Annotated in this window: 14 protein-coding genes and 1 tRNA gene; 9 read left to right on the plus strand and 6 right to left on the minus strand. The window is 73.0% G+C overall.

The window, feature by feature from the left end:
* Positions 1-46 precede the first annotated feature (46 nt).
* Positions 47-1,531 (plus strand): serine/threonine-protein kinase, encoded by a 1,485-nt coding sequence (locus ABD140_RS22630; protein WP_344242930.1) that lies wholly within the window; start codon positions 47-49, stop codon positions 1,529-1,531.
* A 14-nt stretch (positions 1,532-1,545) separates the two neighbouring features.
* On the opposite strand, the gene ABD140_RS22635 is transcribed toward ABD140_RS22630, so the two are convergent.
* Positions 1,546-2,085 (minus strand): hypothetical protein, encoded by a 540-nt coding sequence (locus ABD140_RS22635; RefSeq protein WP_344242931.1) that lies wholly within the window; start codon positions 2,083-2,085, stop codon positions 1,546-1,548.
* A gap of 229 nt (positions 2,086-2,314) precedes the next feature.
* Between ABD140_RS22635 and ABD140_RS22640 the strand changes: the two genes are divergently transcribed.
* Positions 2,315-2,563, plus strand: a complete 249-nt coding sequence (locus ABD140_RS22640; protein WP_344242932.1) for a hypothetical protein — start codon at positions 2,315-2,317, stop codon at positions 2,561-2,563.
* A 7-nt stretch (positions 2,564-2,570) separates the two neighbouring features.
* On the opposite strand, the gene ABD140_RS22645 is transcribed toward ABD140_RS22640, so the two are convergent.
* The 5 genes from ABD140_RS22645 to ABD140_RS22665 all read right to left on the minus strand — a co-directional run bounded on the left by ABD140_RS22645 (position 2,571) and on the right by ABD140_RS22665 (position 7,512).
* The gene (locus ABD140_RS22645) at positions 2,571-3,329 is read right to left on the minus strand and encodes a hypothetical protein (RefSeq protein ID WP_344242933.1); all 759 of its coding nucleotides are present in this window, start codon (positions 3,327-3,329) and stop codon (positions 2,571-2,573) included.
* 170 nt (positions 3,330-3,499) lie between these two features.
* A complete protein-coding gene (mihF, locus tag ABD140_RS22650) occupies positions 3,500-3,805 on the minus strand; it encodes an integration host factor, actinobacterial type (protein ID WP_106397706.1) in 306 nt (101 codons plus the stop codon).
* A 338-nt stretch (positions 3,806-4,143) separates the two neighbouring features.
* Positions 4,144-6,558 (minus strand): hypothetical protein, encoded by a 2,415-nt coding sequence (locus ABD140_RS22655; protein ID WP_344242934.1) that lies wholly within the window; start codon positions 6,556-6,558, stop codon positions 4,144-4,146.
* Between the two features lie 76 nt (positions 6,559-6,634).
* A complete protein-coding gene (locus tag ABD140_RS22660; protein ID WP_344242935.1) occupies positions 6,635-7,294 on the minus strand; it encodes a DUF4232 domain-containing protein in 660 nt (219 codons plus the stop codon).
* Between the two features lie 146 nt (positions 7,295-7,440).
* Positions 7,441-7,512 (minus strand) — tRNA-Arg (locus ABD140_RS22665).
* A 148-nt stretch (positions 7,513-7,660) separates the two neighbouring features.
* Between ABD140_RS22665 and ABD140_RS22670 the strand changes: the two genes are divergently transcribed.
* From ABD140_RS22670 to ABD140_RS22700, 7 genes are all read left to right on the plus strand, one after another.
* On the plus strand, positions 7,661-8,059 hold the full coding sequence (locus ABD140_RS22670; RefSeq protein ID WP_344242936.1) for a response regulator transcription factor: 399 nt from the start codon (positions 7,661-7,663) through the stop codon (positions 8,057-8,059).
* A 43-nt stretch (positions 8,060-8,102) separates the two neighbouring features.
* Positions 8,103-8,753, plus strand: a complete 651-nt coding sequence (locus ABD140_RS22675; protein WP_344242937.1) for an anticodon-binding protein — start codon at positions 8,103-8,105, stop codon at positions 8,751-8,753.
* A gap of 56 nt (positions 8,754-8,809) precedes the next feature.
* A complete protein-coding gene (gene lysA, locus ABD140_RS22680) occupies positions 8,810-10,144 on the plus strand; it encodes a diaminopimelate decarboxylase (protein ID WP_425544143.1) in 1,335 nt (444 codons plus the stop codon).
* Positions 10,141-11,424 carry a homoserine dehydrogenase gene (locus ABD140_RS22685; RefSeq protein WP_344242939.1) on the plus strand — a complete coding sequence of 428 codons (1,284 nt, stop codon included), beginning with the start codon at positions 10,141-10,143 and terminating at the stop codon, positions 11,422-11,424. The genes lysA and ABD140_RS22685 overlap by 4 nt, the downstream gene beginning before the upstream one ends.
* Positions 11,425-11,609: 185 nt before the next feature.
* Positions 11,610-12,665 (plus strand): threonine synthase, encoded by a 1,056-nt coding sequence (thrC, locus tag ABD140_RS22690; RefSeq protein WP_344242940.1) that lies wholly within the window; start codon positions 11,610-11,612, stop codon positions 12,663-12,665.
* Positions 12,662-13,600: a homoserine kinase gene (thrB, locus tag ABD140_RS22695; protein WP_344242941.1), complete on the plus strand. Its 939-nt coding sequence runs from the start codon at positions 12,662-12,664 to the stop codon at positions 13,598-13,600. The genes thrC and thrB overlap by 4 nt, the downstream gene beginning before the upstream one ends.
* Before the next feature lie 284 nt (positions 13,601-13,884).
* Positions 13,885-14,588 (plus strand): Rho termination factor N-terminal domain-containing protein (locus ABD140_RS22700; RefSeq protein WP_344242942.1); only part of this gene is annotated, 704 nt, incomplete at its 3' end.

Consider the following 14,588-nt stretch of genomic DNA (forward strand, 5'->3'; position numbering starts at 1 on the left):
GCGTACGGGCCTGCGCCGCGGGAGCCCCGCCCGGTATCGTCGCCCCGTGCCCCCCGACAAGATCATCGTGGATCGCTACGAGCTGGTCGAACCGCTCGGCAGAGGAGGCATGGGCGCGGTCTGGCGCGCCCGCGACCGGCTCCTCGGCCGGGAGGTGGCGCTCAAGGAGGTCAGCCCGCCGCCCGGCGTCGACCCCGCCCCCCTGTACGCGCGGATCATCCGCGAGGCCAGGTCCGCGGCCCGCCTCGACCACCCCGGCATCGTGACCGTCCACGACGTCGTGGAGGAGGACGGGCGGCCGTGGATCGTGATGCGCTACGTGCGGGCGGACTCTTTGGACAGGGTGCTGGCCGGACGCGGCCCGCTGGCTCCGGCCGAGACGGCGGTGCTCGGCCTGCAGGTGCTGGAGGCGCTGCGCGTCGCGCACGCCGCGGGCGTGGTGCACCGCGACGTCAAGCCCGCCAACATCCTGATGGAGAGCGGGCGCGCGGTGCTCACCGACTTCGGGATCGCCAGCCTCGTCGGAGACCCCGAGCTCACCCGGACCGGCGCCCTCCTCGGCTCCCCGATGTACCTCTCTCCCGAGCAGGCCAGGCGGCGCCCCGCCACACCCGCGTCGGACCTGTGGTCGCTCGGCGCCACCCTCTACGCCGCGGTGGAGGGCCGTCCGCCGTTCCACGGCGACGACCTCGTCGGCGTCCTGTCCGCCCTGCTGACGGAGGAGCCGGACCCGCCGGGCCGCGCGGGCCCCCTCACCCCGGTGCTGGCGGGTCTGCTGCGCAAGGACCCCGCCGAACGCCTCCACCCGGACGAGGCCGCGCGACTCCTGGCGGCGGCCGCCGGACCCCACGGCCCCGTCCGGCTCGCGGGCACCGATCCGGGCGCGGCGTTTCCAGGTGCGGCATTCGATCCCGGCGCGCGTCTTCCAGCCGGCCCGCCACCGCCGAAAGAACGGCGCCCTCGTCATCTGCCGGCACTCGCCGCGGGCGCGGCGCTGCTCCTGGCCGCCGGAGCCGTCTTCGTCTCCCTCTCCCAGAAGGACGACGGCGGCGAGCCCCGGACGACGGGCACGCCTGTCGCCCAGTCCGCCTCGGCCTCCGCGCCCGTGCCGCGGGAAGGGGAGAAGGAACACCGGGGCACGGACTACACGGCGGTCGTCCCCGCGGCCTGGTCGAGCGAGGAAGCTGAGACGGTGCTCGCTCCGGCGAAGGACGGGAGCAGCCTCGGCATCGCCGTCAGCTCACCGCCCACGGCCTTCGGCCTGCTCCGGGAGCTGGAGGCCGCCGAGGCGCAGATGGACTATCCCGACTACCGGCGGGTGGGCGACATCAGGAGCGTCTCCCAGCAGGGGCTCCCGGCCTACGAGCTGGAGTTCACCTTCACCCGGGACGGACGGCCGGGGCACGCCAAGACGCGGATCTTCACGATCGCGGGACAGAACTTCCAGGTGGTGCTGGTGGCGAGTGAGGACCGCTGGCAGGAGGGGCTCGGAGTCTACGAGCGCTTCCTGGAGACGTTCCGCGCGGGCTGAGGGCCGCCGCCGGTTCAGTCGGCGGGCGCGAGGGCGAGGCGCGGGGCGGCGAGGGTGCCGTCGGTGAGGGGCACGACCCACTGGTCCCGGTAGAGGGTGAGCAGGGCCAGGCGGAGGTCGTCCAGGCCGGCGAAGGCGCAGACGTGGCTCTCGTGCACGAAGCTCGCCTCCCGGTCGGAGGTCTCCACGCCCTGGAAGTCCAGCGAGGCCGCCTCCAGCACGGCGAGGTCGGCGGGGATGAAGTCGCCGTACCGGGCGATGATCGACGCGCAGTACCGCTCGCCCTCCTCCCAGCCCGACATCCAGTCCGCCACCCAGGGCAGGGCGAGGAACTCCGCGCGCGCCCACACCAGGCCGGTGGCCGGCCGCCAGGCGGGCGAGCCGGAGGGGTCGACGAGCGCGGCGAGCTGGGCCAGGGTCAGCGGCGGATCGGCCGGCACCAGCCGGTAGCCGTCGGGATCGTAGGAGTCCTCCGGGGCAGCGGGGAAGGAGACGTTGGCGGTGCAACGCCAACGCACATGGCGGACCTGCCGCCCGGCCCGCGATCGTCCCATCGCGCAACCCTCCGTACTCCCACGAGCCGTTCAGGACGCTGCGATCCTAGACAGGACGAACCGATCACGCCCCCTCTGTCCAGCCGTTAAGTCGAATCGGCACCGTACCTTTACCGAATTCCCGGCCCTTCTGACCGGCCTGTCACGCCCGCACCGGTGACCGCCGCCTGAAGGATCCATTGCCCGAAGCGGGGTTTCGCCCGCGAACCGGAAGGCCACACTGGAGATCATGGTCGAAGCTGCGAGCAGACTGCTCAGAGACGTCGCGTGCTGGTACCTGGGCGAGGCGGGCCGGGAGCGGTTGAAGCCCTGCCCCGACCAGGTGAAGATCCAGGAGTGGGAGAGCCGCTGCGACTTCGTCCTGCTGGAGCGCGAACTGCTGGACGTGGCGCGGTACGACGAACTGGAGCGCATCATCGCGCACTACGGCGCGCTGCTGTCCCGGCTGATCGAGGACTACCGCGCCGACCGCCACTGAACGGCCGTCACGGCACCCACGGGAACGGCGCCCAGAGGGGGCAGCCGAGCAGCGGCAGCAGGAAGCCGCCGCACTGCGGGACGGGCTCGGGGTCGAAGGACGTCCGGCGCTCCGCCGGAGAGGGCGTCGCGGACCGCGGCTCTGCGGGGGCGGCGAACGGATCGGAACGCGCCGGAGAGGGCTCTTCGGCGCCCGGGGAGGGAACGGGGCCCGGCGAGGCCGAGGGGCGCGACATGGGGGACGTCGCGGTCGCGGCGCTCACCGCGAGCCGGGCGGCGTCGGCGGGCGGCGGCTGCGGGGTCCCGGCCGCCGTCGACGGGAGGGCGGCCCGGGGCCGCCGGGTCTTCGCCGGATCCGGCTCGGTGCCGGACGAGGAGGCCGCGGCCGGCGCGGACGCGGCCGGCCGGGGCGGGGTCGGCGGCACGGGGAAGGGCAGGGCCGGGGGCACGGGCCGCGAGGTGGCGGCCGGGGTCAGGCGGGGCGCGGCGGCGATGGCCCGGGAACGCCGCCCCGGCGTCCGCCCCCCGGCGGATGCCGGGGCCTCGGACGGGCGGAGCGCCGACTGGGCGATCTCCTCGGGCGGGCCGGAACGGCCGGGCCCCTCGATGTTCGTGACATGCCGGACGAGCGGCACCGGGCCGGTCGGCTGGTGCAGCAGCCCGGCGGCCATCCAGGTCAGGACGGCCAGCACGGGCAGGCCGAGGGCGGCGACCCTCCTGCCCCTGTACTCACTGCGAGCGGCATGCAACGCTGGGTATCTGCGCACGGGGGAACCGTCGCACACCGCGAGGGGAACCGGCCAGGGTTTATTCATCTTTCGTTATGGATCATTTGGTGATCGGCCGATCACCCTGCGTATTGATATCTGGTCGAACCGGAAAAAGACCAAGAAGCCCCGCCGCGGTGTCCGCGACGGGGCTTCGGTGCTGATCCGGGTCAGCCGATCTCGGCCAGCAGCTTGGCGCGCTGCTGCTCGCCGAGGCCGCCGACCCGGCGGTTCTCGTCGATGCCCAGCTTCTCGATGAGCGCGGCCACCTTGGCGGGGCCGTAACCCGGCAGGGCCTTGAGCACCTGGGTGACCTTGGTCTTCTTGGCCACGGCGTCCTCGCGTGCGAGCACGTCGCCCAGGCTGAGCGTCCCGGCCTTGAGGGCGGCCAGCAGCTCGCTACGCGCCTTGCGGGCCTCCTGGGCCTTGGCGAGAGCTTCGGCCCGCTGCTCGGGGGTCAGCGTCGGCAGAGCCATCGTTTCTCCTCATCGTCGTCGAACCGCCCATGCCATCGGGCCGGGCGTTACGACCCATCATGGCGAACGACATGGCTCAACGCCCACTTGAGCAGCGGATTAGTTCGATTCGACGTGGTCCGGTGACCGAACGTGATCACGTTCGGCCTGCTGTTCCAACAGCGCGGCCACCGCGAGGGCCCGGAGAGACCGGGATCGAAGGGGTGAATCGGTTGGTTCTTCGCGTCGCCGTCGGATGACGGTGTCCAAAACCTCCTCCTGACATGGCTTGTAGGGGGTAGTGATACACCGTGAACAACAATCCGGAACGGATGTTATTCCCGAGACGAGAAAAACCTTCAGTCCAGATCGAGCAGATGCCGCGCCTGCCTGTAGTCCTTCTCGCTCTCGGACCGGTACAACCAGGCCAGCGACAGGTCCTTGCGGGGATGCGCCAGCGACAGGTGGTAGCGGGCCCGGTCCAGGTCCCGCACGTGGTAGAAGGCTGCACCGAGGTACTGGTGCGCCTCCCGCGCCCTCAGATGGTCCTGCGGCGCCGCCAGGAATTTGGCGGACGCCGCCACCAGCCGTCCGTAGATGTCGGGGCGGGCCAGGTGCACCCGCGCCTCGTCGTCGGAGGACACGGCGGTCTCCAGGCAGACGGCCGCCACGACGGCGTTCAGCGGGTGGCCGGGCGGGGCGCGGTGGAGGGTCTCGTCGGCGAACTCCAGGCTCTCGGCGTCCGAGCCCTGCCATTTGCCCGCCAGGACCTGGGCGCGGCTGAGGTGCGCCGGGTACAGGTACGGGTCGCGCCGCACGATCTCGTCCCAGTAGCGGTCGAGCTCCGGCCGGGGGAGCTGCATGCCGAGCCCGTAGAACTGCAGGGTCTCCCACGGGACGGGGTCGTCGGGCAGCAGGTGCGCGGCGCGCAGCAGCGTCCCGCCCGCCTGGGAGAGCACCACCCAGAAGCGCGTGAACTGCTCCCGCCCCACGTACTGGGCCCGCGCGTCGCTGCGGATGCGCCACGCCTCCTGGATGCGCGTCGAACCGGCCCACAGCAGCAGGTCGGGGTCGTCGGGGCGGGCGGCGCGCAGCGGGTCGAGGGCGGAGAGCGGGCAGGCGTCCGAGAGGAAGGACAGGCGGCGGTCCCGCAGGTCGTGGTGCCCCCGGCTGGCCGCGAGCACCGCCAGGCCCGCCTCGGGCCGCCCGGCGCGCACCGCGGCGAGCGCCTCGGTGAGCAGGGGGTCGGGATCGTCCTGGCGTTTGCGCCGGAACAGGCTGCGGCGTTCCTGCTCCGGCGGAGGGGCGGACAGCGACAACGGCGGGCCGCCGTCTTCGGGCCGGGGAAGGTGGTCGCGCGGCAGCATCCGGACGAAGACGTCGGGCCGGACGGACCGGTCCACGGCGTGGACGAGCGGGGCGGCGTCCCGGAACAGCCCCGGCTCGACCCGGACGGTGATGCCGTCGGGTCCGAAGAGCTGCCTTGCGCCGTCCGGCCACGCCAGGACCGCGGTGCACTCGGCGTACTGGACGGTGGCCATGGCCGTTCCGGTCACCTTGGTCAGCCCCGTGGGCGCGGCGATCAGGTACTCCGCTCCGCTCCAGGGGTGCAGGACGTGCCCTTCCAGCGCGTAAGGGGAGTTGCCCGGCGCGGGCCGGTACCGCTTGTCCGCGGGCTCCACCCCGGGAGGGAGCGCGAGCAGCGCGGTGTCCCGCACCTGCACGCCGGCCCGCTGGACGTCCTGCGGCGTCACCTGCTGGATCCGGGCGAGCTGCTCGCGCGGCGTGCGGACGGCCGCGCCCATCAGGTCGTCCCAGGCGACGGACATGACCAGGGCGGTGGCGGCGTCCCGGTGTTCGAAGCCCTCCCGCGCGCTCTCCTTGGCCTCGGCCAGCTCCGCCTCGGCCACGGGACGGGAGGCCAGGTCGTCCACCACCTCCAGGAACGCCGCGGTGAGCTCGCCGGAGACCGACTGGAGGCCGTCGGCGAAGGCGACGAGCTCGGCGGTGTGCGCCTCGTCGGGCCGGTACTCGACCGAGGTGGTGTAGCTGAGCGCCCGTTGGCGGCGGAGCACGTCGTGCAGCCTGCGCCGGAGGACGTGCCGGTAGAGGGATGCGCCGGGACCGCGCTCGACCTCGGCGTGCAGCATGACGCCGTCCAGCGGCATCGGGAAGTGGGCGGGGAACCGGGGGAGCACCGGCGCGGACGGCGCGGTGGGGCGGCGCGGCCCGTCGGGGAGGTCGAGCACGAGGCCCTCGGGCGGCGGGCCTCCGGTGAAGGCGAGCACCGCGTTGCCCCGGGTGAACCAGTACCTCGTCCAGGACGTGATCAGTTCGGGGGAGATCTCGGGTAGTCCGAGCTCCTGGTAGCCCAGCAGGCCGCGGCCCCGGGAGCCGTACCGCCACAGCAGCAGGTCGCCGAGGGCGCGCCCGCCCTGGCCGGCCTCCTCGGTGCGCAGCACCTGCTTCTCGGCCTCCAGGCGCTCCATGGGAGGGCGGGCCAGCCCGGCGCAGACGCCCTTGAGGTAGCGGGCGGCCTCCTCGGGGGAGCCCTGCTTGACGAACGTGGTGGTGCGGGCGTCGACCATGCCGTTGAAGTGCCGTTCGACGCCGCCGAGCTCGTACAGGGCCAGGTGCTCGACGAGGTGGGTGATCCCGCTCCGGGCCAGCGTCTCGTCGGCCCGCCCCACGCGGAACAGCAGCGCCGCCTGGTACTCGGGCCCGTCCGTCCAGTAGGCGGGGACGCCGTCGACCTCGGTACGTGTGATCTCCACCGTTCCTCCCGGTTCGCGGAGTGGAGATCATCATGGTGCCTGGAGCCCGGTCCGGGGAACCGGCGGTTCCGCGGAACTAGAAGACGGAGGTCGGCGGGTGCACCGCCGAGACCTGGATCGGGCCGGGGCACGGGCTCCACGCCTTGGCCAGGCGCACCGGGGCGTTCCCGGCGTCCCCGGGCGCCTGGAGGGCCAGGCCCGCCGCCTCCGGGCAGCTCTTCCCCTCGGCGCTGTTGTCGTTGACGACGACGTAGACCACGGCCTTGCCGCCCTTCTCCAGGGTGACCTTCCCGGGCGACCCGCCGATGGCCCCGAAGTCGCCGGGGACGGAGGCGGTCTTGAACCCCTTCGCCCGGGCGCCCTTGGCGTCGTAGGGGTAGACCTCGGGCCTGCCTTCGAGCGTGCACAGCGCCCCGCTGTTGGTGATCTCCAGCCGCTGGATGTGGGTGCCCGCGCCGCCCTGCCCTCCGGCGGCGGCCAGGGAGAGCTGGGGGTTCTTGCAGGCGGGGGTCCCCGCCGGGGCGGGCGGCGCGGTGGAGGCGGCGGGCGTCGGGCGCGTCTCGATCTCCTGCGGCATGGGGACGGTGGGCTCGCCGGGCGCGGCCTGCTCGGAGCGCTCGGGGGAGCCCGGCGAGGCGGCCTTCTCCTCCCCGCCGCCGCTCCCGCAGGCGGACAGCGCCAGCCCGGCGAGCAGGGCGGCTGCGGTGAGGGTGAGGGGGGATCGTCCGTAACGCATGGGTCTCCTCGGGGCCGGGGACGGCGAACGCCTTGGAGTCTGCCCCACATGCCGCGATGAGTGCGCAAAGGCGGAGGAAGCATCAGAAGGGGGACACAACAGAAAGGCCCCACAGGTGATCACCTGCGGGGCCTTTCCTTCTGATGCGCTCCCGGCAGGATTCGAACCTGCGCTTTTGCCTCCGGAGGGCAACGCTCTATCCCCTGAGCTACGGGAGCCCGCAACGAGAAGAAGATTACCAGGGTTCCGGAGAAGACGCGCACCCGTTTCCCCGCCGCGGGGGCGGCCGGGGCCGGAACGCGGAAGGAGGCGTGCCGACGGCTCGGTTTGCGTGCGGCGAGGGGTGCGGCGGGCTAGCTTGGGCTGATGGCTGAGAGTCTCGGGCGGGTACTGGTCGTCGACGACGACGAGGTGATTCGGCAGCTGATCGCGGTCAACCTCCAACTGGAGGGGTTCGAGGTGCACACCGCGGTGGACGGGTGGGACTGCCTGGAGCGGGTGGGCGAGGTGGCGCCCGACGTGATCACGCTGGACGTGATGATGCCCCGGCTGGACGGGTGGGAGACCGCCGTGCGGCTGCGGGGCGATCCGCGGACCGCGCGGATCGGGGTGGTGATGATCACCGCGCGGGCGCAGGAGCGGGACGTCGACCGGGGCGTGGGCATCGGCGTCGACGCCTATGTGACCAAGCCCTTCGACCCGGCCGAGCTGATCCGGACGGTGCGGGCGCTGGCCCTGCGCGCGGCGGGCGCCGGAGGCGTGTGAAACCTGTCGTTTGTCCAGATGCTGGTCGGCTACCCTCGGTGCCGTGACTCCCGGAGAGGCGAACGAGGCGGTGCTGGCGGCGGTGGCCGCCGAGTACGGCGTGCGTCCGTCCAGTGCCTCAATCACCTGGGAGGACACCTACGTCTCGGCGGTCGCCCCGCGGCACCGGCTGGACGCGGCGCCGCTGGCCGGCCGGCTGGCGCGGCACCCGGACGTCTCACATGTCGAGACGCGCGGACCGGGCCTGCTGGCGCTGCACCTGGCCGTCCCGGGGCGGATCGCCGCGGCCATCGCCGGGGACGAGGGATACGGCCGGGGTGAGATGATCGAAGGGTCCTGGGACGACTTCCCCAGGACGTTCGACAACCCCGGATTCCGTGTGCGTTTCGCCTATGAGCGGGCCTGCGCGGTGCAGCGCCGGGCCCGTGATCTCCAGGTGCCGCCGGGCGACCCGGCGGCGTTGACCGCGCCCGGGGAGCTCAGGCTGCTCGGGCTGCTGGCGGGGTTCGACGGACACCGAAAACCGATGCTCCAGCTGGAACGGATCGCGGACGCCTACCACGACGTCCACGAGGGTTCCCGCGAGGAGCCCACCCCGCAGCACGGTGCCCGTGTGATCCTCGCCGGCGCCGTGCGCGTCACCTTGAGCAACGGGCTGCGCAGGCTCGGCGAGACGGCAAGAGAGAGATTGTGAGCAGAGTTCATCCCGCAGGCGACCGGCATGCCGACGTCCTGCCCGAAGACCACCCGATGCCGCCCCCGGCGGACCTGAACGACCTGGCCCCGGTGGTGTGGCCGCGCACCGCCCGCCGGGTGGAGGGCGCGCTGCAGGTCGGCGGCGTCGACGTCCGCGACCTGGCCCGCGAGTTCGGCACCCCGCTGTACGTCGTGGACGAGGAGGACGTGCGCCAGCGCGCCCGCGAGTACGCCGGCGCCTTCGCCGACGGCAGCGTGCACTACGCGGGCAAGGCGTTCCTGTGCGGCGCGCTCGTGCGCTGGCTGGCCGAGGAGGGCCTCGGCCTGGACGTGTGCTCCGGCGGCGAGCTGGCGCTGGCCCTGGCCGCGGACTTCCCCGCCGAGAAGATCACCCTGCACGGCAACAACAAGTCGGTCGACGAGCTGGTCATGGCCCTGGAGGCCGGGGTCGGGCACATCGTCGTCGACTCCTTCGAGGAGATCGCCCGCCTGGGCTACCACGCCGAGCGGCTCGGCGTGCGCCCCAAGGTCATGATCCGGGTGACCACCGGCGTCGAGGCGCACACCCACGAGTTCATCGCCACCGCCCACGACGACCAGAAGTTCGGCCTCTCCCGCAACTCCGGCGCGGCGCTGGAGGCGGCGCGGCGGGTGCTGGCGCTGCCCTCGCTGGAGCTGGTCGGCCTGCACTCCCACATCGGCTCGCAGATCTTCGAGACCGACGGCTTCGAGGTCGCCGCGCACCGCGTCGCCGAGCTGCTGGTGGCCATCCGCGACGAGCACGGCGTGGTGCTGCCCGAGCTCGACCTCGGCGGCGGCTTCGGCATCGCCTACCTGGCGGGCGACGACCCGATCGACGCCAAGCTGATCGCCGACAACATGCGCCGGATCGTGGCCAAGGAGTGCGGCTCCTACGGGCTGCCGGTGCCCAGGCTGACGGTCGAGCCGGGCCGGGCGATCATCGGCCCCGGCGGCGTCACGCTCTACGAGGTCGGCACGATCAAGGACGTCGAGGGCATCCGCACCTATGTGAGCGTCGACGGCGGGATGAGCGACAACCTCCGCACCGCCCTCTACGGCGCCGAGTACACCGCCGGACTCGTCAGCCGCGCGTCCGAGGCCGGCCCCATGCTCAGCAGACTTGTCGGAAAGCACTGCGAAAGCGGGGACATTGTGGTGCGTGACCTATGGTTGCCCGAAGATATTGCGCCGGGCGACCTGGTGGCGGTCGCCGCGACCGGTGCGTACTGTCGGTCGATGGCGAGCAACTACAACTATGTGACACGGCCGGCCGTGGTGGCGGTCCGGGACGGCGCGGCGCGCGTCATCGTCCGCAGGGAGACCGTGGACGACCTGTTGAGGCTTGATGCGGAGGTTGGAGAGTCGTGAAACCGGTGCGGGTGGCGTTGCTCGGGTGCGGTGTGGTCGGCACGGAGATCGTCCGGCTGCTGGCCGAGCAGTCCGACGACCTGGCGGCCCGGGTGGGCGCGCCGATCGAGCTGGCGGGCATCGCGGTCCGCCGGCCCGACCGGGTGCGCCACGGGGTGCCCCGTGAGCTGCTGACCACGGACGCCATGGGCCTGGCCACCCGCGAGGACGTCGACCTGGTGGTGGAGGTGATCGGCGGGATCGAGCCCGCCCGGTCGCTGATCCTGGGCGCCCTCAAGACCGGCAAGTCGGTGGTGTCGGCCAACAAGGCGCTGCTGGCCGAGGACGGCGAGACGCTCTTCGCCGCGGCCCGCGAGTTCGGCGCCGACCTGTACTACGAGGCCTCGGTGGCGGGCGCGATCCCGCTGCTGCGGCCGCTGCGCGAGTCTCTGGTCGGCGACCGCATCCACCGCGTGCTGGGCATCGTCAACGGCACCACCAACTACATCCTCGACCAGATGGACACCCACGGCGCCGGCTTCGCCGAGGCGCTGGAGGAGGCGCAGGGGCTCGGATACGCCGAGGCCGACCCGACCGCGGACGTGGAGGCCTTCGACGCCGCCGCCAAGGCCGCGATCCTGGCCAGGCTCGCCTTCCACACCCCCGTGACCGCCGCCGACGTGCACCGCGAGGGCATCACCGAGGTCACCGCGCAGGACGTGGCGGGCGCCAAGGCCGTGGACTGCGTGGTCAAGCTCCTGGCCATCTGCGAGCGCTTCGAGGACCGCGGGGTCTCGGTGCGCGTCTACCCGGCGATGATCCCGCGCTCGCACCCGCTGGGCTCGGTCCGCGGCGCCTTCAACGCGGTGTTCGTGGAGGCCGAGTCGGCCGGCAGCCTGATGTTCTACGGCGCGGGCGCGGGCGGCGCCCCGACCGCCTCGGCCGTGCTGGGCGACATCGTGGCGGTCTCGCGCAACCTGGTCAGCGGCGCCAGCGGCCCCGCCGAGACCAGCTACGCCGCCCTGCCCGTGCTGCCCATGGGCGAGACGATCACCCGCTACCACGTGCAGCTCGACGTCGCCGACCAGGCGGGCGTCCTGGCGCAGGTCGCCGAGGAGTTCGCCAGGAACGACGTCTCCATCCAGGCCGTCCGCCAGGAGGGCCACGGCGACGACGCCCAGCTCGTCATCGTCACCCACCGGGCCCCCGACCGGGCGCTGGCCGCCACGGTGGAGTCCCTGCGCTCCCACCCGTCGGTGCGGGAGGTGGCGTCGGTGATGCGCGTGGAGGGCGACCTGTAGGCCTCCGGCCGCCGCGGGGGCCGTCCACATCCTGAACGGCCCCTGGAGCCGACCCGCCCGTCAGCCAATAGACTCAAGCCGCCAGCCCGATCCGGCAAAGACCGAACCCCGCGCTGGTTTAAGGAACGCTCGCCGACCGCCGCGACGAGGTCGCGTCGACCAGAGGCAATCAGACTGGAGGGGCCGTGAGCGCTTGGCGCGGGCTGATAGAGGAATACCGTGACCGGCTTCCGGTCACCGAGAACACTCCCGTGGTCACGCTGCTCGAGGGCAACACGCCGCTCGTCCCGGCGCCCCGGGTCTCGGCGAAGACCGGGTGCGAGGTCTACCTGAAGGTGGAGGGCCTCAACCCGACCGGTTCGTTCAAGGACCGGGGCATGACGATGGCGATCTCCAAGGCGGCCGAGGAGGGCGCCAAGGCCGTGATCTGCGCCTCCACCGGCAACACCTCGGCCTCGGCCGCGGCGTACGCGGTGCGGGCGGGCATGACGTGCGCGGTGCTGGTGCCGCGCGGCAAGATCGCGATGGGCAAGCTGGCCCAGGCGCTGGTGCACGGCTCCAGGCTGCTGCAGGTGGACGGCAACTTCGACGACTGCCTGGAGCTGGCGCGCAAGCTGGCCGTGGACTACCCGGTGGCGCTGGTCAACTCGGTGAACCCCTTCCGCCTCCAGGGGCAGAAGACCGCGGCCTTCGAGATCGTCGACGCCCTGGGCGACGCCCCGGACGTGCACTGCCTGCCGGTCGGCAACGCCGGCAACATCTCGGCTTACTGGATGGGCTACAAGGAGTACGCCGCCGACGGGATCTCCACCAGGAGGCCGCGGATGATGGGCTTCCAGGCCAGCGGCGCCGCACCGTTCGTGGCGGGCGGCCCGGTCGCCAACCCGCAGACGATCGCGACGGCGATCCGGATCGGCAACCCCGCCTCGTGGGAGCTGGCGAGCAACGCCCGCGACGAGTCCGGCGGCGCGATCGGCGCGGTCACCGACCGGCAGATCCTGGCGGCCTACCGGCTGCTCGCCCGCGAGGAGGGCGTGTTCGTCGAGCCCGCCTCGGCCGCCTCGGTGGCGGGCCTGCTGCAGGCCCGCGAGCAGGGCCGGCTGGAGCCGGGCCTGAAGGTGGTCTGCACGGTCACCGGCAACGGCCTGAAGGACCCGGACTGGGCGATCTCCGGCGCGCCCGCGCCGACCACCGTGCAGGTGGACGCGCACGCGGCGGCCTCGGCGCTCGGGCTGGCATGACGGGTACGCACGCGGCGGCCGGGGCCGGGACGTCCCGGGTGACGGTCGAGGTGCCGGCCACCAGCGCCAACCTCGGCCCCGGCTTCGACGCGCTGGGCCTGGCCCTGTCGTACTACGACGAGGTGGGCGTGGAGCTCACCGGCGGCGGCCTGGAGATCGTGATCCGGGGCGAGGGCGAGGAGCTGGCCGGGCTCGGCGAGAAGCACCTGATCGTGGAGGTGCTCCGCCGGACGTGGGAGCGCATCGGCGGCGCCCCGCAGCCGGCGGGCCTGCGCCTGGAGTGCGTGAACCGCATCCCGCACAGCCGCGGCATGGGCTCCTCGTCGGCGGCGATCGTCGCGGGGATCACCGCGGCCCGCGCGCTGCACCCGGCGGGGGAGTCCTTCTCCGACGCCGACGCGCTGCGTCTGGCCACCGAGATCGAGGGCCATCCCGACAACGTGGCGCCCTGCCTGGCGGGCGGTCTGACGGTCGCCTGGAGCGGCCCGGACGGCCCGCGCCTGGTCCGGCTGGACCTCGACCGCGAGGTCACGGTCTTCGTGCCGGACCAGCGGCTGGCCACCGAACGCGCACGCGGCCTTCTACCGGAAACCGTGTCACATCACGACGCGGCGGCGAATTCTGGGCGTGCGGCCTTGCTCATCGCCGCGCTGACCAGCAAACTGGGCTACGACGTGCTGTTGGACGCGACCGAAGACCGGTTGCACCAGTCCTACCGGGCGCCCGCGATGCCGGGCTCGGCGGCGCTGGTGGAGCTGCTCCGGCGGGCGGGAGTTCCGGCGGTCATCTCCGGTGCCGGGCCGACCGTCCTGGCGTTCGGATGGCCGTCCTCCGGTTGGCCGGACGTCGATACGGGTAATGGCTGGCATATACACCAGCTGAACGTCAGCCCTTTCGGCGCTCGTGTTCAGCCGCGCGATACGCGGACACGCTGACCTCAAGGAATCCAAGTGCACCCTGGTGGTGTTAGGCTGGAAGCCGCACCAGATGCCCCGCTCGGGGCCATAGGCCCATCGGCAGTGCCGATGCGCCCGTGCACCAGACTCTGCACTTCTGATTCCCTCGGGGCAGGGGACGAGTACGCGATCATCTGGCTGTATTCAGAAATTCTCTCCGGCGGTCTGGAAAACGATCGCCGCATTCGGCGCCCCCGCCGAAGCGAACCATCGGGTAGATCGGCCTCATCCGGCCCACACCCGCTCCCTGGGAAGGACCCTTTGTGAGCGAATCCAGCGAACTGCTGAACGAAGCGACGGGCGAAAAGCCCGCGCCGAAGCGCGCCCGCCGGGGCACCGGACTGTCGGCCATGGTGCTCCCCGAGCTGAAGACCCTCGCCTCCCAGCTGGGCATCAGCGGCACCACGGGGATGCGCAAGAGCCAGCTCATCGCTGCCATTCAGGAGAAGCAGGGCGGTGCGGCCGCCGGCGCGCAGGGGGCCGCCGCCAAGCCCGAGACCGCGGCCAAGGCCGCGAGCACCACCCGTACCTCGACGCGGACCGCGGCCAAGGCCGAGGCCAAGCCCGAGGCCGCCAAGGCCGAGGCCCCTGTCACCGAGAAGAGCGACAAGGCCGAGGCCAGGCCCGCCGAGCAGGCGCCCGAGCAGCCGGCCCGGGCCGAGCGGGCCGAGAAGCCCGAGCGCACCCGGCGCGGCCGCGCCGCGCAGCGCGAGGAGTCCGCCGAGGAGCAGGCCGAGAGCCGGCCCGCGGCGGAGAAGCCCGCCGAGGAGCAGCAGCAGGGCGAGGGCGGCGGCCAGCAGCCCGAAGGCCGCCAGCGCAGCCGCAGCGGCCGCGAGCGCGGCGACCGCCAGCGTGACCGCGGGCACCGCGGCGACCGCGGTGGCCAGCACGGCCAGCGCGATCGTGGTGACCGGGGCGACCGCGGTGACCGCGGTGACCGCGGCCAGCAGGGTGATCGCGGTGACGT

The organism is Actinocorallia libanotica (assembly GCF_039525175.1).
GTDB classification, from domain to species: Bacteria; Actinomycetota; Actinomycetes; order Streptosporangiales; family Streptosporangiaceae; genus Actinocorallia; species Actinocorallia libanotica.